The 18,292-nt window shown below is 72.1% G+C and carries 11 protein-coding genes and 1 pseudogene; 6 read left to right on the plus strand and 6 right to left on the minus strand.

What is annotated here, in order from left to right:
- The 4 genes from JGS22_RS08245 to JGS22_RS08260 form a co-directional block, all read right to left on the minus strand.
- On the minus strand, positions 1 to 1,347 hold a 1,347-nt coding region (locus tag JGS22_RS08245; RefSeq protein WP_308405571.1), incomplete at its 3' end, for a PrsW family intramembrane metalloprotease.
- Between the two features lie 208 nt (positions 1,348 to 1,555).
- Positions 1,556 to 2,287 (minus strand): tRNA (guanosine(46)-N7)-methyltransferase TrmB, encoded by a 732-nt coding sequence (gene trmB / locus JGS22_RS08250; RefSeq protein ID WP_211042198.1) that lies wholly within the window; start codon positions 2,285 to 2,287, stop codon positions 1,556 to 1,558.
- Positions 2,288 to 2,593: 306 nt separating this feature from the next.
- On the minus strand, positions 2,594 to 4,870 hold the full coding sequence (locus JGS22_RS08255; protein ID WP_211042197.1) for an OmpL47-type beta-barrel domain-containing protein: 2,277 nt from the start codon (positions 4,868 to 4,870) through the stop codon (positions 2,594 to 2,596).
- A complete protein-coding gene (locus tag JGS22_RS08260; protein ID WP_211042196.1) occupies positions 4,870 to 7,326 on the minus strand; it encodes a ThuA domain-containing protein in 2,457 nt (818 codons plus the stop codon). Before JGS22_RS08260 ends, JGS22_RS08255 begins: the two co-directional genes overlap by 1 nt.
- A gap of 355 nt (positions 7,327 to 7,681) precedes the next feature.
- On the opposite strand from JGS22_RS08260, the gene JGS22_RS08265 reads away from it, so the two are divergent.
- Positions 7,682 to 8,803, plus strand: a complete 1,122-nt coding sequence (locus JGS22_RS08265; RefSeq protein ID WP_211042195.1) for a multicopper oxidase domain-containing protein — start codon at positions 7,682 to 7,684, stop codon at positions 8,801 to 8,803.
- A gap of 361 nt (positions 8,804 to 9,164) precedes the next feature.
- On the opposite strand, the gene lhgD is transcribed toward JGS22_RS08265, so the two are convergent.
- A complete protein-coding gene (lhgD, locus tag JGS22_RS08270; RefSeq protein WP_211042194.1) occupies positions 9,165 to 10,457 on the minus strand; it encodes an L-2-hydroxyglutarate dehydrogenase in 1,293 nt (430 codons plus the stop codon).
- A 196-nt stretch (positions 10,458 to 10,653) separates the two neighbouring features.
- Between lhgD and JGS22_RS27345 the strand changes: the two are divergent.
- Positions 10,654 to 10,851 (plus strand): annotated as a pseudogene (locus JGS22_RS27345) (MFS transporter); the annotation flags it as partial.
- Positions 10,852 to 10,913: 62 nt separating this feature from the next.
- Here JGS22_RS27345 and JGS22_RS08280 read toward each other — a convergent pair.
- Positions 10,914 to 12,509, minus strand: coding sequence for an NsdA family TPR-like regulatory protein (locus JGS22_RS08280; protein ID WP_216814894.1), 1,596 nt, complete (start codon positions 12,507 to 12,509; stop codon positions 10,914 to 10,916).
- A gap of 1,469 nt (positions 12,510 to 13,978) precedes the next feature.
- Here JGS22_RS08280 and JGS22_RS08285 point away from each other — a divergent pair.
- The 4 genes from JGS22_RS08285 to JGS22_RS08300 all read left to right on the plus strand — a co-directional run bounded on the left by JGS22_RS08285 (position 13,979) and on the right by JGS22_RS08300 (position 18,278).
- Entirely contained in the window at positions 13,979 to 14,953 is a 975-nt protein-coding gene (locus tag JGS22_RS08285; RefSeq protein ID WP_211041071.1) for a hypothetical protein, read from the plus strand.
- Between the two features lie 486 nt (positions 14,954 to 15,439).
- A complete protein-coding gene (locus JGS22_RS08290; RefSeq protein WP_211041072.1) occupies positions 15,440 to 16,618 on the plus strand; it encodes a Cmx/CmrA family chloramphenicol efflux MFS transporter in 1,179 nt (392 codons plus the stop codon).
- Positions 16,619 to 16,866: 248 nt separating this feature from the next.
- Positions 16,867 to 17,184, plus strand: a complete 318-nt coding sequence (locus JGS22_RS08295) for a hypothetical protein (protein ID WP_211041073.1) — start codon at positions 16,867 to 16,869, stop codon at positions 17,182 to 17,184.
- Positions 17,185 to 17,711: 527 nt separating this feature from the next.
- The gene (locus JGS22_RS08300) at positions 17,712 to 18,278 is read left to right on the plus strand and encodes a SigE family RNA polymerase sigma factor (RefSeq protein WP_211041074.1); all 567 of its coding nucleotides are present in this window, start codon (positions 17,712 to 17,714) and stop codon (positions 18,276 to 18,278) included.
- Positions 18,279 to 18,292: the final 14 nt, after the last annotated feature.

Genomic DNA, 18,292 nt, shown 5'->3' on the forward strand with positions numbered 1-18,292 from the left:
GTAGTAGAGCGGGCGCGGCTGGGAGGCTCTGGTCGTGTACGGGCTGCCCAACGGCCGCTGCTCCAGCAGCCGTTCGAGCAGCGCGCCCTCGCGCTCGGTGAACTCCGCGACTGCGATCAGCGCCGCACGCGAACGAAGCAGTGCCAGCGCCGTCGCGGTGTTCTGGTACTCCTCGACGATCCTCGCCGCCGCGCTGCCGCGTTCGCGGCGGGCCGCGTCACGGGCCGCCCAGCGCGTGCTCATCGAGCCGAGCCCGTACGCCTCCTGCGGTGTGAGCCAGCCCTGGGCCGCGTAGTGCGGAAGCACCGAACGCACCGTGCGCAGCAGCTTGTTGCGCTGACGCACGGAGAGCCAGATCAGCCCGCCGCAGAGCGGAGCCATCAGCAGCGCGTACGCGGCCAGGAAGAGGAAGCCGTTCAGCGAGGCGGTGCCGTTCCACAGCGCGTGCAGCCCGATCGCACCGAGCAGCCCGAGCAACGGGTAGAGCACGCGCGGCAGTCGGCGGTCGGCGGCGCGGGTGGCGGCGAGTCCGAAGCCGAGCCCCGCCATGATGGTGAAGAGCGGGTGGGCGAACGGCGACATCAGGATGCGCACGAAGAAGGTGGTCGCCGTCGCCGACACCGTGTCGACGCCGTACTCCTGGTCCTCCCCGTAGGCGCTGCCGATGTAGAGGATGTTCTCGGTGAAGGCGAAGCCGGTGGCGACGACCCCGGCGACGACGATCCCCGACAGCAGGCCGGTGAACTGGCGCGGGCGGTGCAGGAAGAGCAGCAGTATGGCCGCGACCTTGGCCAGTTCCTCGGTGATCGGGGCGACGAACACCGCCCCCACGAAGTCCGCGTCGGTGTCGGGGCTGGTGATGACGGTGCTGGTCAGCCACTCGGTGGCGAAGGTGTTCGCCACCACCGCGACCAGGGTGGCCGTGCAGGCGCCCCAGGCGAAGGCAAAGGCCAGGCTCCGCCAGGGAGTCGGCTCGATCCGGTCCAGCCAGCGGAACCCGGTGATCAGCAGCGGCACCGGGACCACGGCGAGCAGCAGCCCGATGAGAAAGCCCTCGGTGCCGGTCTCGGCGCGCACGATGAGCAGGATCGCCAGTCCGCACACGGCGAGCGCCCCGCCGACCGCCGCGGCGCGCACCCGGCGGTTGTACCACCAGGCGGTCCAGCGACCGCGGCCCTGGGCCCCGCCCGGTGCGGAGGTGTCCGGCGGCTCGTCGGGCGGGCCGGCCGGAGCGTGCGCGGGCAGTGGTGTCGGCGCCGCGGCGTCGGCCGCAGCGGAGTGCGGGAAACCGGGCGCTGCGGAGGACGTGGAGGAGCGCTCCCCCGGCAGTGCTGAGTCGTCGCGCACGTGATCGACCCTAAAGGAACGCGCCGTTCACGGCACCAGGGTCTCCGCCCGCACTTCCGCGGGAGCGGCCCGGCGGGACTGCACCGCGGACTGCACCGCGGACGGCACCGCGGACGGCACCGCAGGCGGCAGTACGGCAGGCACGGCGGCAGTACGGCAGGCACCGCGGCAGTGCGGTCGGCAATGCGGTCGGCAATGCGGCAAAACGCTACGGGCGGCGGCGGAACAGCAGGTCGTGCACCCTGTGGCCCTTCCTGATCCCCTGCCCCTCGAAGCGGGTCTGCGGACGGTGCTCGGGACGGGCCGCGAAGCCGCCGTCCTCCTGGGTGTTCTCGAAGTCGGGGTGGGCGCTGAGCACTTCGAGCATCTGCTCCGCGTACGGCTCCCAGTCGGTCGCGCAGTGCAGTACCGCGCCGGGCGCGAGCCGGGTGGCGGCGAGGTCGAGGAACGGGGTCTGGACGAGCCGCCGCTTGTTGTGCCGCTTCTTGGGCCAGGGGTCGGGGAAGTAGATCCGCAACCCGGTCAGGCAGCGCTCCGGCAGCATCTCGCGCAGCAGGATCAGCGCGTCTCCATTGGCCACCCGTACGTTGGTCAGGCCCTGGAGGTCGGCGAGCCGCAGCAGGTTGCCCTGCCCGGGGGTGTGCACGTCCACGGCGAGCAGCCCGGTCTCCCGGTCGGCGGCGGCCATCTGCACGGTGGCCTCGCCCATCCCGAAACCGATTTCCAGCACGACCGGGGAGCCGGCGGGGAGGGTGGCGAAGAGCTCGTCGAGGTCGAGCACCCGCGAGCCGTCGATGTCCAAGCCCCAGGTCGGCCAGAGTCGCAGCAGCGCCTCTCCCTGGGCCTTGGTCACCCGGCTGCGGCGCGGCTCGAAGGTACGGATCGGGCGCAGCCGGCCCGCGGCGGGGTTGGCGGCGGGCCCGGCACCGGGCTCGAACATCGGGGAAGCGGAGTTCTCGGACACAGTCACCGGATTCTACGGGGCGGGTTCGGGCGGTGTGCCGTGGGCGTGCTTCTCCGCCGGCGGAGAAGCAGCGGGGGACGCGCTCCGTGCCTCCAAGGGCCCGAATCCACAGGCCGGTATCCACAGGCCGGTATCCACAGGCTGAATTCACAGGCCCGAATCCACAGGGCTCCGCAAAGGGAGTCTGTGGACACCGCCTCCGGACGCAGCGGCGCTGCCCGCCGCCTCCCGGTGGGGAGACGACGGGCAGCGCGGGATTCCTGCCGTGGGTCGGGCTGCCGGCTACAGCGGCTTGACCCGGATGTCGCGGTAGGAGATCACATCGGTCGTGCCGTGCACCTGGAGTCCGAGGTACCCCGAGGCGAACCGGCGGCCGTCGGTGCCGGGGTCGTCGTCCCTGGCGGGGACGAAGCTCTGACCACCGCTGTTCTGGAACTCGTTGATCAGTTCACCGTTGCGGTAGATCTCGTACTTCTGGTTCACCACCCGGACCTCGTAGTCGTTCCAGGTGCCCTTCGGCGTGACGCCCGAGCCGGCGAGGCCGACGCGGTCGAAGCCGTAGACCGAACCGGTCTTGTACATGTCGCCGGTCGGGCTGTCGTTGATCTGGATCTCGTGCCCGTACTTGATCGCGACCCACTCGGGCCGCTCCTCCTCCGGGTGATCGTGCGGCTTGGGGAAGCGGACGAACGCACCGGCGTTGGCATGACCGTCAGCAGGGGCGTCGTCGCGCCACTGGAACTTCAGCGAGAAGTCGTCGTAGCGGCGCTCGGTGAACCAGAGCATGCCCATGCCCTCGGTCTCCGTGCTGCTGGTGATCGCCCCCTCCTCCTCGTTCAGGAGGAACTCGCCGCCACCGACCTGCTCCCACGGCGCGAGGGACTCCTCGGTGCCGTCGAAGATCTTGCGGTAGCCGTCGGTGTTGCCCGGCGTGCCGATCCCGGAGTCCTTGGCCGCCTTGCTGATGGCGTCGTGCTCGCGCTGGTCGATCACCTTCTCCTTCAGCAGCTTGTCCAGCGCCTCCTTCACGTGCTTGAGGAAGAGCGCCTGGGAGGACCAGTCCTTCTCGTCCTCGATCCGCTCGTTGATCCGGCACCGGTTGTCGGTGATGCGGTTGGGGATGCCGGTGTCGATCTCGCCGACGAAGACGGTGCCCCGCTCGTCGAACTCGGCGCAGTTGGGCGCCGGTACGCCGCCGCCGCGCGCGATGGTGAACGAGACGCTCTTGGCCTCGGAGGTGTTGCCCGCCTCGTCGGTCGCCCGGTACGCCACGGTGTGACGGCCGATGCGGTCGACGATGACCGAGTCCTTGTACTCCAGGTACGGACCGGAGTCGAGCGAGTACTCGGTCTTGGCGACACCCGACTCCTCGTCCTTCGCGGTGAGGTTCACCGTCGCGCTGGAGAGGTAGGCGCCGCTGGAGTTCTTCTCGCCCTCGACCTTCGCGGTCACCTCGGGCGGGGTGGTGTCCTCGGCCGGCGGCTCGACGATCGTGAACGACTCGCTCGCCGCCTCGGACTGGTTGCCCGCCTTGTCGGTCGCGCGGTAGCGGACCTTGTGGTCGCCCACCTCGTGGACCATCACCGGTGCCTCGTACCGCTGCCACGCGCCGTCGTCGCCGAGCGCGTACTCGATGGTGTTGACGCCGGAGCCCTCGTCGGAGGCGGTGACCGTCACCGTCGCCATGCCGAGGTAGTTGCCGTCCTCGTCCTTCTCGCCGCTGACGGTGGCCGAGGTCTCGGGCGCCTCGGTGTCGTCGGTGGGCGGCGAGACGACCTTGAGCTTCTCGCTTCCTTCCTCCGAGGTGTTGCCCGCCTTGTCGGTGGCGCGGTGGCGCACGACGTGGTCACCGACCTCGTCGATCACGAACGGGTCGGTGTACGGCTGCCATTCGCCGTCCTCGCCGAGCGCGTACTCCACCTTCTCCACGCCGGAACCCTCGTCCGTCGCGTTGAGGGCGACCGTCGCGGAGCCGACGTAGTCGCCGGCCTCGTTCTGGGTGCCGTCGACCCTGGCGGTGACCTCGGGCGGCGTGGTGTCCTCGCCGCCGCCGTCCTCGGTGACCTCCAGCGTGCCCTGCATCTGCCCGTGGCCGGGGATCGTGCAGTAGTAGCGGTACGTGCCGGGGGTCAGGGTGACCGTGGCCGTGTGCTTGCCGCCGTTGGAGTCGCTGGGGTTGGCGAGGATGTTGAGCGAGACGTCGTTGTTGTAGTCGGAGTTGGAGGTGTCGAAGGTGAGGGTGTGCGGCATGTTGGTGGTGTTGCCGGTCGCCTCACTGTTCTCGAAGACGATCTCCGTCTCGCCCGCGACCGCGGTCGTCGGAGCCGTCTTGTAGTCGGTGACGCTGTCGTCCGCGGTCCAGGTCAGCGTCTGCTGGGCGGACGGACCACCGCCCTGCGGCGCGGACGGCTGTATGGCCGCCATCGCCGCGGAGGGCACCAGTCCGACGAGCATCAGCACGGCCGCCGCCAGGGCCGTCCACAGGTGGAATCGGGGCAGTGCGCCCCGTCGCCGGCCTGCGCGGCCGGTGTGTCCGGGCCGGATGCTGGGTGGACGCATCAGTCCCCCTTCCTGACGAGGTCGCCGGCGGCCGGAGTCGGCGCGCCGCCGGTGTAGGTGATCCGCCAGAGCGCGGACTCCTTGTCCGAGGTGAAGAAGCCGCGGCCGTAGTCCAGGACGTACAGCGACCCGTCGGGCGCGAACTTCCAGTCCATGAGGTTGCGGATCTTGCCGTCACCGACCGGGACGATCTTCTTCAACGACTCGGCGTGCACGGGCAGTCCGCCCTTGCCGACGGTCTTCGGGTCGGTGACGACCGCGTGCCGCGGCTGGTCGGAGTCGTAGAGGTCTCCGACGAACCACTTGCCGTCCCAGTAGGCCGGCCACTTGTCGCCGCTGTTGCTGTCGGAGTCGAAGCGGTAGACCGGTCCGTTCATCGCGGCCTGGCCGCCGCCCTTGAGCCAGGGCAGCAGGAACTTCTGCTCGTCCATGTCGTAGGAGGGGACGCCGTCCTCGTCGCGCGGGAAGTCGGGGCCACCGCCCTGCGGGGAGTACCAGATGGTGTTGCCGGTGATGGGCGGCAGGTTGACGAGCCCGTCGTTGTTGGGCGACTCGTTCTTCGGGGCGTCACAGTCGTACCAGTCGCCGGGCTTCTCCGGATCGTCGGCGGCGCGGTCGCGGTAGGGCTGGTTGTTGCCCATGCAGAACGGCCAGCCGTGGTTGCCCGGCTCGGTGATCGCGGCGAAAGTGTCGTACTTGGCCGGGCCCCAGGTCGTGCTCGGCTCCGGGGCGTCCGGACCGACCCAACCGGCGTACAGCGTGTCGGTCTTGGCGTCGACGGAGATCCGGGAGGGGTTGCGCACGCCCATCACGTAGATCTCGCCGCGGGTCTTGCCGCCGCCCTCGTCGGCCTCGTCACCCGTGAAGAGGTTGCCCTCCGGGAGGGTGTACGTGCCGTCCTGCTCGGGGTGGATGCGCAGGATCTTGCCGTTGAGGTTGTTGGTGTTGCCGGAGGTGCGGCGGGCGTCGGCGAAGGAGACGCCCTTGTGGTTCGGCTCCGGGTTGTTGCCCGAGTAACCGTCGCTGAACTGCGAGGAGTTGGTGTCGCCGGTGGCGATGTAGAGGTTGTCGTCGGAGTCCCACGCCATGCCGCCGCCGGCGTGGCAGCAGCTGTGGATCTGCACGTCCCAGTCGAGCAGGACCTTCTCCGAGGAGAGGTCGAGCTTGTTGGTCCGCGGGTCGACGGTGAAGCGCGAGACGCGGCGTTCACCGATGCGCTTGTCGCGGTCGATCTCCGAGTGCGGCGTGTAGTGGAGGTAGATCCAGTTGTTGGAGGCGAAGCGGGGGTCGAGCGCGATGCCGAGCAACCCCTCCTCGTTCTTGGTGAGTTCGTCACCGCCGCCCTTGTTGCCGAAGACGGTGACCGCACCGGCGAGGGAGGCCTTCTCCTCCTTCGGGTCCCAGATGTGGATCTCGCCCTGGCCCTTGCCGACCTCCGGGTCCTCCCAGTCGGTCACCACGGGGGCGTCGGCTGCGGCACCGCCGCGACCGATGTAGAAGATCCGGCCGTCGGGCGCGGTGGCGAGACCGTGCGGCTCACCGATCTGGTCGTGCTCACCGGGCTTGTTGGGCTCGGTCAGCCGCTTGGCCTCGTAGTTGGCGTTGACGGTGGCCTGGCAGTCGCCGCGTGCGATCCGGGTCGTCCACATCAGCGCGCCGCGCAGGTGGGTGCGGAAGTCGGCCTCGGAGTAGCTGGACTCGGTGCCGCCCATGGCGGTGTAGAACGAGCGCCCGCCCTCGTAGTCCTGGCACCAGGAGATCGGGTGGTCGGCGCCGTTGGCGTTCTCACCCGGCTTGTAGCTGTTCTCGCGGACCCGGGCGACGGTGTGCACCTCGCCGGAGGGGTTTTCCTTCCAGTTCAGCCATTTGTCGGACCGCTTCCACTCCAGCGGGAGCTCGGCGGTGGCCGGGTGGTTGCGGTCGCCGACCTCGACGGTGGCGGTCTGCGCGCTGGTGGCCGAGCCCTCGGGACGGGCGCCGATCAGCTCGCCGAACCAGTCGGAGTAGGGCTCGGTGCGGGCCGCGTCGTGGATGCCGAGGAAGCCGCCCCCGGCCTCCATGTACGCCTCCAGGCCCAACTCCTGCTCGCCGTCCAGGACATCGCCGCCACCGGTGAGGAAGACCACGGCGTTGTAGGTGCCCAGGCGGTCCTCGTCGGTGAAGACGGAGGCGTCGTCGGTGGCCTCGATCCGGAAGCGCTCCAGCGCCGGACCGGAGAGCCCGATCTTCTCGATGGCCTCGATCCCGGCGTTGACGACCGGGGACTCCTCGCTGTCCGAGCCGTAAAAAACCAGGACCGCAACATCGTCGCCGCCGGGGGGAGTTGGCAGCGACATCGTTGTCAGTCGCGAGTCCGGGGGCGGTCCCGCATTGGCCGGCGAACCGAGCACACCGGTGAGCATCGCCCCGGACAGCAGCGTCGCCGCCCAGGCCCTGACTTTGGTGCTCGACCGCATACGAGGTCGGAACCCCGCTGAGGTGCTGGTACGTGGTCGGGGTCGTACTCGGTCCGTGCTTCTCGCCAACCGCCAAGCCGCGCTTGGCCGTTGTCGTGGTGTCAGCCGCATTCGGTCACCCACTCCTGGTTCGCTCACGTGCGTCAGCGCGGACGAAGCTAGACCGCTTTTACTCACTCGCCAAGAGGTATGACCGCAATTCAACGAACTTTGTCCTTACTATGGATAAACGAAGATCCTCTCGCTACGTTGTCGTCGATCCGTGGGGCGGCATGGCCCCGCCAATCTCGTGACAGCTGTCGCCCACGAGGCCAGAGGGGCGTCAACCGTGCGACGTACAACGGGAGTTCGACGGATGGGCACAGACCAGGGGCAGACCGGGGCGAACAGGTTCGGCAGGCGCGGATTCAACCGGCGCTTCCTCTTCGGAAGCGCGGCGGCCGTCGTCGGCGTGACATCGATGTCGGCCGCGGCGCCCCCGCCGAAGGCCTTGGCCAAGGGAAAAGTCGCAACGGCCAAGAACGAGACCCGCCGAATGAGCCTGTACATCGAGAAGTTGGACGACGGGCAGATGGGCTACGGGCTGGAGAAGGGCAAAGCCTCCATCCCCGGCCCGCTGATCGAGCTGGTCGAGGGCGACACCCTCCACATCGAGGTCGAGAACACCATGGACGTCGCGGCGAGCCTGCACGTCCACGGCGTCGACTACGAGATCACCAGCGACGGCACCCGGATGAACAACAGCCACATCGAACCGGGTGAGAAGCGCACCTACACCTGGCGCACCCACAAACCGGGCGAGCGCGCGGACGGCACCTGGCGCGAGGGCAGCGCCGGCTACTGGAACTACCACGACCACGTCGTCGGCACCGACCACGGCACCGGCGGCATCCGCAACGGCCTCTACGGCCCGCTCGTCGTCCGCCGCGAGGGCGACCCGCTGCCCGACAAGACCTTCACCGTCGTCTTCAACGACATGCTCACCAACAACAAGAAGCAGGCGCCCGACTTCGAGGCGACCGTCGGCGAGCGGCTGGAGATCGTCTCCATCACGCACAGCGAGCTCTACCACACCTTCCATGTGCACGGTCACCGCTGGGCCGACAACCGCACCGGCATCCTCACCGGGCCCGACGACCCCAGCCGCATCATCGACACCAAGATCTGCGGACCCGCCGAGTCCTTCGGCTTCCAGATCCTCGCCGGCGAGGGCGTCGGCGCGGGAGCGTGGATGTACCACTGCCACGTGCAGAGCCACTCCGACATGGGGATGGCGGGACATCTGCTGATCGCCAAGGAGGACGGCACGATCCCGGGCTGGGACCCGGACAACCCCGACCACCCGCACGGCGGCGGCGCGAAGAAGGGGCAGGGCGGCGCGGACAAGGCGTCGTCGGACAAGGCGTCGGACGGGGCCTCGGGCGGTACTGCCGACGGCTCCTCGGACGACGGCGGGCACGCGCACATGCACCACTGAGCCGAGCGCCCGGACACCGGCGGGCCGGCAGCGGTCGCTGCGACGAGCGGCGGACGGGGTGCTGCCGGAGCGCGGCGGAGCGGGCGGGCGCGGGGTCGCTGCCGGTCGCGGCGGGCGGAATCGGGGCGGTTGCTGCGACGTACGGCGTGTGCGGGCGCGCGACAGACCGGCCGGTCAGGCGACCGGCCCGGCGCCGGGCCGGCGGGACGCGCGTCGGTCGGTGCTTCGGGGCGGCCACCGGCCGGTACGTCGTACCGCGCGGCCGGGCGGGAGCAGGCCGGCCGCGACCCAACTCGCCGACGCACCGGGGGCGTTGACCCCTTCCGGCGGCGGCGAGGGCCGGCGGGCGACCGGCTCCGGGTCACAGCTGCGCGAGCACCCGCTCGGCGACCGCCCTCCCGATCGGCAGCGAGGCGGTCGCGGCGGGCGAGGGCGCGTTGAGCACATGCACGGTGTGCGGGCCCTCCTCGATGAGGAAATCGTCCACCAGCGTCCCGTCCCGCAGCACTGCCTGAGCCCGCACCCCAGCAGGAGCGGGCCGCAGATCCGCCTCGGTCACCTCGGGCAGAAGCCTGCGCACGGCCTCGGTGAACGCCCGCCGCGACAGCGAACGTCTCAACTCCCCCGCCCCGTACCGCCAGTGCCGCCGGGCGAGCTGCCACGCCCCTGGCCGGCGCAGGCTCTCCACGAGGTCGGACGCGCTCACCGTACGCCGGTCGTAGCCCTCGCGGGCCAGCGCGGGCACGGCGTTCGGCCCGAGGTGCACCCGGCCGTCGATACCACGGGTGAGGTGCACACCGAGAAAGGGGAACGCGGGGTCCGGCACCGGATAGACCAGCCCGCGCACCAGCTCCGCCCGCTCCTCGCGCAGGTGGTAGTACTCGCCGCGGAACGGCACGATCCGCGCGCTCGGCTCGTCCCCGGCCAGGGCGGCGATCCGGTCGCAGCCCAGCCCCGCGCAGTTCACCAGGGCGCGGGCGCGCAGCACCGGGCCCGTACCGTCGTCCTTCTGCCCGGGCGAAGCCGTTCGCACCGCGACCCCGACGCTCTCGCGGCGGTCGATCTCCCGCACCTCGGCCCCGTACCGGAGCCGGGCGCCGGCCGCCTCGGCCGACCGCGCCAACTCCCCCGCCACCGCGCCGAAGTCGCAGATTCCGGTGGACGCCACCTCGATCGCCGCGAGCCCGGTGATGTGCGGCTCCCGCTCGCGCATCTGCGCCGGCCCGAGCTCCCGGACCGGGATGCCGTTCTCCCGGCCGCGCTGGGCGAGCGCGTGCAGCCGGGGCAGCTCGGTGCGGTCGGTCGCCACGACGAGCTTGCCGGTGACCTCGTGCGGGATGCCGCGCTCCGCGCAGAACTCGACCATCTCCCGGGCGCCGCGCACCGCGAACCGCGCCTTGAGCGAACCGGGACGGTAGTAGACCCCGCTGTGGATCACGCCGCTGTTGCGCCCGGTCTGGTGCAGGGCGGGGCCCGCCTCCTTCTCCAGCACCGTCACCCGCAGCCCGGGCCGCGCCCGGGTCAGGGCGTACGCCGTTGCGAGCCCGACGATGCCGGCGCCGACCACCAGCACATCCGCGTCGTACGCGGGCGAGTGCCGCCGCCCGGGGGCCCCGGCACTCGCCGGAACGCCGCTCCGTGCTTCTCCGCTCATCCGTCCTGCCGCCACACGTCCATCATGGCCGCCGCCACTGACACCGGCCAGCAGGAGGCCGCGCAGCGGTACTACATCCAGGCGCTGCGCCTGTCCCGGGCGGCGGCACTCGCCCGCGTACGACGCGGATGTGCTGGTGGTCGGCGCCGGCATCGTCGGGCTCGCAACGGCGTACGCCCTGACCCGGGCGCGGCCCGGGCTGCGGCTGGTGGTGTCGGCGGTGGCGGAGTTGGAGTCCGGCGATCTGGACGCGGCGTGCGCCGCGGGTGCGCGCGCGCTGGAGGTGGCGGGAAAGATCTCGTCCGCCCGGACCAGGGAGTACGTGCGCGATCTGCTCCAGCGGCTGGAGCCCTACGGCGACAACCCGCAGGTGATGGAGTTGCGCGAGCAGGCCGCCCGCGGACCCGGTCCCGCGCGGGCTCGCGGTCGAGGCGGCGCGGGGCGACGCGCGCGGGGTCAGGCCGAGGTGGCCAGCAGCGGGCGGGCCTGCTCGCGCAACTCCATCACCTGCGGGTTGTCGCCGTAGGGCTCCAGCCGCTGGAGCAGATCGCGCACGTACTCCCTGGTCCGGGCGGACGAGATCTTTCCCGCCACCTCCAGCGCGCGCGCACCCGCGGCGCACGCCGCGTCCAGATCGCCGGACTCCAACTCCGCCACCGCCGACACCACCAGCCGCAGCCCGTGGGAACGCACGTACTCCTCGGTCGGCCGGGAGAGCGCCTGCTGGGTGAAGCGCAGCATCTGGCGCGGCGCCTTCAGGTCGCGGTAACACTCGGCGGCGTCGGCGGCCAGCCGGTCGTAGGAGTAGAAGTCCAGCCACGGCGGGTCCTGGTCGCCGTCGCGAGCGCGCTCCAGCCAACTCTCCGCGGCCGACAGGGCGGTGCCGCAGGAAGCCGCGTCGTCCGCCCTGGCGTGGGCGCGTGCCTCCACCAGATGGAAGAAGCTCCGCACCCGGGCCGAGGCCACTCGGCGGTTGCGCTCGATCGCCGCCTGCGCCAGGTCCACGCCCTCGTCGGCGAAGCCGCGGTAGGTCGCCTGGAGCGACATGGAGGCGAGCACGTATCCGCCCAGCGGGACGTCCGCCGCCGCCCGGGACAGGCGCAGCGCCTGGATGTAGTACCGCTGCGCGGCCTCCTGCTGGCCGGTGTCGAAGGCCATCCAGCCGGCCAGCCTGGTGAGTTCGGCGGAGGCGCCGAAGAGTCCGCGGCCGACCTCGTCGGTGTAGGCGCCGAGCAGCAGCGGGGTGGCGTCCACCCGGAGGCATTCGGGCACCATCGACGAACGCCAGTCGCCGCCGCCGTACTTGGAGTCCCAGCGCCTGGCCTCCTGCGCCGCCTCGCGGAGCTTGGCCACATCGCTGTGCCCCACCCGGAGCGTGCCGCGCTCCGTGCTCCGGCGGCGTTCGCGGCCACCGCGCGGGTAGGGCGCGTTCTCGACGTTCTGCGGCTGCGAGCCGCCGTTCTGCGCACCCCGGGGGGCGGGAACGTCCGCCTCCGGACCGTCCGCGCCCTGCGTTCTCGCGGCCTGGCCGGAGTCCTCCGCGCCCTGCTTCGGCTCCTCGCGCGCGACCGAGCTGTCGACCGGGCTGATCAACCAGCGTGAGGTCGGCGTCGCGTAGGCGCTCACCGAGAACGAGCCGGCCAGCGACTGCCACACACCGCCACTGCTGCTGCGCCGGCCGGCGAGGTCGAGACGGTAGAGGTCGGTCGCCGAACGCACGGCCTCCCCCACGTCGCGCGGGAAGCCCAGACCGATCTCCGGCGCCGGGTCGGCGTCGGCCAGACCGATCTCGTGCAGCGGCACGGGACGCCCCAGCTTGCTGCCGATGGCGGCGGCGATCAGATGGGGAGCCGCGCCCTGCGGCACCATCCCCTTCGACACCCACCGCGCCACGGACGTCTTGTCGTAGCGGAGAGTCAGCCCGCGCTGAGCTCCCAAATCGTTGACACGCCGGGCGAGTCCGGCGTTGCTGATACCCGCAAGGACGAGGACGGCACCGAGCTTCTCGTTCGGTCCGCGCTTCTCATGCGGCCCGCGTGGCTCCCTGGACATGCGCACCCCTGACACACACCGACGGCCGCCCCGCAGCGTCCTTTGGAAAATGCTCGGGGCATTCGTGAACTCAGCGTAGTTCGCCGGATCCCGACCGTTAAGGGGCCGGTCGTCGGTTGGCGGGATTCATGCCCGTACGCATGTGCGGAGCGGAGGTGCCTGCGGTGCGCCCCGCGCGTCACGCTCATATCGCTTGCGCCGTACGGGAGTTGGCTGCTCGGCGACGGTTTCCGGCCTGCTCGCCGACCGCGGGTGCGGCGGGGTGTGCGCCCCCGGCACCGGCGTGCAGCCGTGTGCACCGGCGCTGGACAGATGTGCACCCAGCGTGTGGCCGTGCGCCTGCCTGTGCGCTCTGTTTCGGCTGGACAGGAGCGGCTTCGATGGATTGTGCGTGGGTCAGCCCGTCGCGTGGCACGTCGGGCTGGGGGAAATGCCACTGCCCCACATCCCCGCGGGCAGTGGACAGGGTCCGGGAGGTGGCTGTGCCTCCCGGACTTTGCAGGGGCCCCACGCGGACGACCACGAGTCGGAGTGCCGCCGCAGCTCGTCCTGCGTACCGTCACCGCAGGTCAGCCGAGTGCCCGGCGGGGCAGTCGCGGAGCGGCCACCGACCTGCGGCCGTCGCCGGGCGCCGCGTGCGGCGCCCGCTCCGAGGGGCGCGCCGAGTCGTACGGGGCGGGGGGCGGCTCGGCCTGCCCCGCGGTGCGCACCACACAGAGCCCGGTCCGCGTACGGACGTGAAGACGCCCTGTACCGTCCTTACGCGGACCGTTCAACTCCCGTCGCGGCGGGGGCGGAAGGCCGTGCCGAGCGCCTCTTCGTCACCCTGCGTCGCAGTGGCCGCGACCGTCTCGGTCGTCTCCCCTGCGAGTCGAACTTGTCCAGGCAACTTGGCTGGATATCACTGTTTGATAGTGGGTCACATTCCGGTCATGTCGCGCTCTCCGTCCCACGCGAGCCGGCCGCCGACCGATTCGGAGCTGCGGGAGAGCCGGAACAGGAGCGTCCGCCCCGGGGCCCGCGACCACGCACTCCGCGAGGAGGCCCACGACCGGCACGGACCGCCTGCGCGTCCCCGCAGCCCGGGGTTCGCACGTGTCGCCGAACGAATCGCGCAGGTGGCGGCGTTGGCGTCGCGGCTGAACCTACTGCCCCGTCGACGCGACCGCCGGACGGACTGAGCTGCCGGCGAGCGGCAGGCGGCAGGCGGCAGGCGGCAGGCGGCAGGCGGCAGGCGGCAGGCGGCAGCGGATTCGGTGACCCCGAAGCCGTCCTTCGCCACCGGCCACGGGCGGGCATCGGCTTCGGCGAGCGGCGCGCCGGGAGGGCGGGACGCGCTGCGGACCCCGGCCGCGCGGTGAACACGCGGGCGCCGAGAGGGAAGTGGAAGCGGGCGTTCCCCGACCAGGGGCGCGTGCAACGATGGTTGGCCGCTTGGATGACGACGAGTTGATTGAGTCGGTGCGCCAATGAGTTTCCAGCAACCGCCGCCGAACGGCCCGTACGGCGGTCCGCCGCAGGGCCCGCCGCCCGGCCAACCGGGTCAGCCCGGCCAGCCCGGGTACGGCGGACAGCCCGGCCAGCCGGGGTACGGGCAGCAACCGCCGCCCGCGCAGGGGCAGTTCGGCGGGCCGCCGCAGGGCGCTCCGTACGGCGGGCAGCCTCCCGGGCCGTACACCGGCCGGCCCGGCGCGTACGGACAGCCGGGCCAGCCGGGCCAGCCGGGCCAGCCCGGCGCGTACGGCGCGTACGGACAGCCAGGGCAGGTGCCGCCGCCACCGCCGGGCAGCGGCGGCAAGGGCAGGACGATCGGCATCGTCGCCGCTGTGGTGCTGGCGCTCGCGCTCGTCGCCGGCGGTGTCTTCCTCGTCGTCAGCAGCGACGAGGGCGGTGACGGCGACACCGCCAAGGGCGGCAGCAGCAGCGCAGGCGGCGAGCAGGACGGCGGCTCCGACGACAAGGACGGGGCCGACCAGGGCGGCGATCCGCTCTCGTACGGCCTGACCAAGCCGGGATCCCTGCTGGACGGCCGGTACAAGCACTCCGACACCCCGCGCCAGGACGGCGGCCCGACCAGCCCGCAGCTCGCCGACGACGGCAAGACCGTCGCCGCGACCTACGAGGACTCGGACGACATCGAGCTCGGGTTCGTCGGCGTCGAGGGCAGGATCAAGGACGTCGAGGGCAGCGTCGACACCCTCGCCGCGTCGCTGGCGGAGTACGGCGCCGCCGCCGAGCAGTCCCCGGACGGCTTCGACGGCGACTCCATGAAGTGCGGTCGGGGCGGCGACTCCGACAGCACGGCGACCTACTACGTCTGGGGCGACGCCGGCACGCTCGTACTGGTCGTGTGGGAGGACAGGAACGGCTCGGAGGCGCCCTCGGTGGAGGAGTTCGCCGACACCACGGTGAAGGTGCGCCAGGAGATCCGGGTCAAGAAGTGACCCCGCGCGGCGGGCAGGTTCGCCGGGCCCGCCGGCCGCGCGCCCGCCTGCCCGCCTGCCCGCCGGCCGCGCGGGGAAAACGGGCTGCCGGGCCTACGGGGGCTCGGGTAGCGTGCGGCCCATGTCGAGTCCCGAGTCGGACAGAGCGGGGGCTTTCGGTCACGCCGTCAGCCCCCTGTACTGCTGAGCCCCGAGCCCCCCGGACCGAGCCGCCGGACCGAGCCGCAACGCCCGCGCTCCGCACGGCCGTTGAGCCCGGGACACCGCCGAGCGGCGCGCGCCACCGGCCCCACGGGCCCGTGCCCGCGCCCCCGCGGCGCGTGCGCGCGCGCCGCCTCAGCACCGGAGCCGCCCGAGCCGCCCGAGCACCCGCGCCGCGTGGGCGCGCAGGTCGACGGGCGCCCGACTCCGTGCACACGGGCTGACCGCGGTGACGAGAAGACCCCCTTTCCGTCTTCCCGTGTCTCGTACACCTCGGAGCACTCGATGCCGCTTCCGCTCTACCTGCTCGCCATGGCCGTATTCGCCATGGGCACCTCGGAGTTCATGCTCGCCGGTCTGCTGCCGGACATCGCCGCCGATCTCGGCACCACCGTCGGCAGCGCCGGCGGGCTCACCTCCGCCTTCGCGGTCGGCATGATCGTCGGCGCACCGCTGGTGGCCGCACTCGCCCGCAACTGGCCGCGCAGAGCCTGCCTGTTCGGCTTCACCGTCGCCTTCGCCGCCGCGCACGTGGTGGGTGCGCTCACCTCCGACTTCGCCGTGCTGCTCGCCACCCGGGTGGTCGCCGCACTGGCGAACGCCGGGTTCCTCGCGGTCGCGCTCACCACCGCCACCGCCCTGGTCGCACCCGACCGCAAGGGCAGGGCGCTCGCGGTGCTGCTCTCCGGTACGACCGCGGCGACCGTCGCCGGTGTGCCCGGCGGAGCGCTGCTGGGCACCTGGCTCGACTGGCGGGCGCCGTTCTGGGCGGTCGCCCTGCTCTGCCTCCCCGCGGCACTCGGCATCCTGCGGGGTGTCCCGGCCACAGGTGCGTACGAACGCGGCGGCCACCGGCCCGAGTTGGGCACGGAGCTGGCGGTGCTGCGCCAGGGCCGGCCCGTACTGGTGATGCTGCTCGGCGCGGTGGTGAACGCGGCGACGTTCGGCAGCTTCACCTTCCTCGCCCCCGTCGTGACCGACACCGCGGACCTGGGTGAACCGTGGGTCCCGGTCGTCCTGGTGCTCTTCGGCGCCGGTTCCTTCCTCGGCGTCCACGTCGCCGGGCGGTACTCCGACCGACGGCCGTGGCAGCTCTTCGCCGTCGCCGGTCCGCTCCTGGTGATCGGCTGGTCGGCCCTGGCGGTGCTCGCGGACCGCCCCGCCGCACTCTGCGTCCTGGTCCTCGCGCTCGGCGCACTCTCCTTCGCGCTCGGCAGTACGTTGATCGCCCGGGTCCTCCACGAGGCCGCGGACGCGCCCACCATGGCCGGCTCCTACGCGACCGTGGCGCTCAACGCGGGCGCCGCCGCGGGCCCCCTCCTCGCCGCCGCGACGCTCCGCACGGAGGCCGGGAGCCTGGGGCCGATGTGGCTGAGCGCCGCGCTGGTGGCGCTCGCGTCGGTCATCGCTCTCGCCCTCCGTCCGCTGCTCACCGCCGAGCGCACGCCCGCAGCCCCGCGCTGAACCCGCCCGCGACCGGCGGGAGTCGACCACCGACCGGCCCCCGCCGGTACCCGCGTCCGCACGGGCGGGTGGGAACGTACGCGCAGGTTTGGCGACGGATCGTCATACCTGCGGGCGAATCAGGCCTGCGCGGCGATTGTCGGTGCGGGCGACGGGCAGCTTGGTGGCGCGACGTCGCACCGCCCGCGGGGAGCCGGCCGAAGGGCCAACCTCCCCGCGGATCAGCCGAGTTGTTCTGGAGGACCCCTATGGCACGTACCCGTACCGCCCGTGTGATCGCCGCGGTCGCCGCAGTACCGCTGGCCGCGGCGATGTTCACAGGAGTGGCGCACGCCGACAACGGCGCCATCGCGGCGGACGACTCCCGGGCCACCGTCGTCAGCACGTCCGGCAGCGGATTCGGTGACGACAGCGCGGGCAACGCCATCACCAACCAGCAGCTCGCCACCGCTCCCGGTTCGAGCAACACCGCCAACAATCAGGCCAACAGCGCCAATGTGATCGGCTCGGGGGTCACGGTCATCGACCAGGACAACACCACCATCGTTTTCAGTCCGCTCTGGTGAGTCGAGCGGCGTCCGCCCTCGGGGCGGCGGACGCCGGGGAAGGGTCACGCCGGGTGGCCGCGTCCAGCAGGACGCGGCCACCCGGTCGCGTTCCCGTCCCGGCCGGCGCCCTCCCGTACCCCCGAGGCGTCCCGCCTCGCCGAAGGCCGCCTCGCACGTCAACCGCCCCTGCCCGTCACCCGTCGCGTCGGTTCGGTCGCAGTCGGCAGCCGACGTCCGGTACGCTCCCCGACGGTCCGCCGACCCGGCCGCGACGACCCCGGCAAAGCCGATCGCCGGACCCTGCGCGTACGCCGTCCACAGACCCCGTACGCCCCTCCCGTCACGGCTGCCCCAACCGGCGCGGGACACCGGGGCTGCCTGCCCGGCCGGCAACCCTGATACGCCCCTGACGAGCCCTGACTTCGGTATTGGTGCTCCTCCCCCTGAGGGAGGTGGGAGGGGTACGCGTCGTACAACCTGAGGCGGAGACCGTTCGGGACTTCCGGGCGATCCCCTGGTGGGGAGCCCGCTTCTAGGTTGAGTGCATGACCACGCCTGGGACTTCCGCCACCGTGACGCCCCTCGTGACGCCGCTGACGTTCACCACGTATGTGCAGGCGCGCGGACCGGTGCTGCTGCGTACCGCGCGTTCGCTCACCGCAAATCCGAGCGATGCCGAGGACCTTCTCCAGACGGCGCTGACCAAGACCTACCTCGCCTGGGAGCGCATCGAGGACCACCGCGCCCTGGACGGCTACGTGCGCCGCGCCCTGCTCAACACCCGTACCTCGCAGTGGCGCAAGCGCCGCGTCGAGGAGTACGTGTGCGACGAGCTTCCCGAACCCGAGCCGCAGCCCGGCCCCGACCCCGCCGAGCAGCAGGCCGTGCGCGACGCCCTGTGGCGCGCGGTGCTGAAGCTGCCCGCGCGGCAGCGGGCGATGGTGGTACTGCGGTACTACGAGGACCTGAGCGAGGCGCAGACCGCCGAGGTGCTGGGTGTCTCGATCGGCACGGTCAAGAGCGCCGTCTCGCGCGCGCTGGCCAAGCTCCGCAACGACGCCCAGCTGGACGCCGCCACCACCACGGCCCCCGAGACCGTCGAAGCCGCCTGAGGCCCCTCGGCCCG

Source organism: Streptomyces tardus, assembly GCF_018101125.2.
Classification (GTDB): Bacteria; Actinomycetota; Actinomycetes; order Streptomycetales; family Streptomycetaceae; genus Streptomyces; species Streptomyces tardus.

Excerpts from the sequence above, each read along its gene's own strand:
- JGS22_RS08295 (WP_211041073.1), top strand. The coding sequence starts at position 16,867 with ATGGCACGTACCCGTACCGCCCGTGTGATCGCCGCGGTCGCCGCAGTA.
- JGS22_RS08265 (WP_211042195.1), top strand. The coding sequence starts at position 7,682 with ATGGGCACAGACCAGGGGCAGACCGGGGCGAACAGGTTCGGCAGGCGC.
- JGS22_RS08255 (WP_211042197.1), bottom strand. The coding sequence starts at position 4,870 with ATGCGTCCACCCAGCATCCGGCCCGGACACACCGGCCGCGCAGGCCGG.
- JGS22_RS08280 (WP_216814894.1), bottom strand. The coding sequence starts at position 12,509 with ATGTCCAGGGAGCCACGCGGGCCGCATGAGAAGCGCGGACCGAACGAG.
- JGS22_RS08290 (WP_211041072.1), top strand. The coding sequence starts at position 15,440 with ATGCCGCTTCCGCTCTACCTGCTCGCCATGGCCGTATTCGCCATGGGC.
- JGS22_RS08285 (WP_211041071.1), top strand. The coding sequence starts at position 13,979 with ATGAGTTTCCAGCAACCGCCGCCGAACGGCCCGTACGGCGGTCCGCCG.
- trmB (WP_211042198.1), bottom strand. The coding sequence starts at position 2,287 with ATGTTCGAGCCCGGTGCCGGGCCCGCCGCCAACCCCGCCGCGGGCCGG.
- JGS22_RS08300 (WP_211041074.1), top strand. The coding sequence starts at position 17,712 with ATGACCACGCCTGGGACTTCCGCCACCGTGACGCCCCTCGTGACGCCG.
- lhgD (WP_211042194.1), bottom strand. The coding sequence starts at position 10,457 with ATGAGCGGAGAAGCACGGAGCGGCGTTCCGGCGAGTGCCGGGGCCCCC.
- JGS22_RS08260 (WP_211042196.1), bottom strand. The coding sequence starts at position 7,326 with ATGCGGTCGAGCACCAAAGTCAGGGCCTGGGCGGCGACGCTGCTGTCC.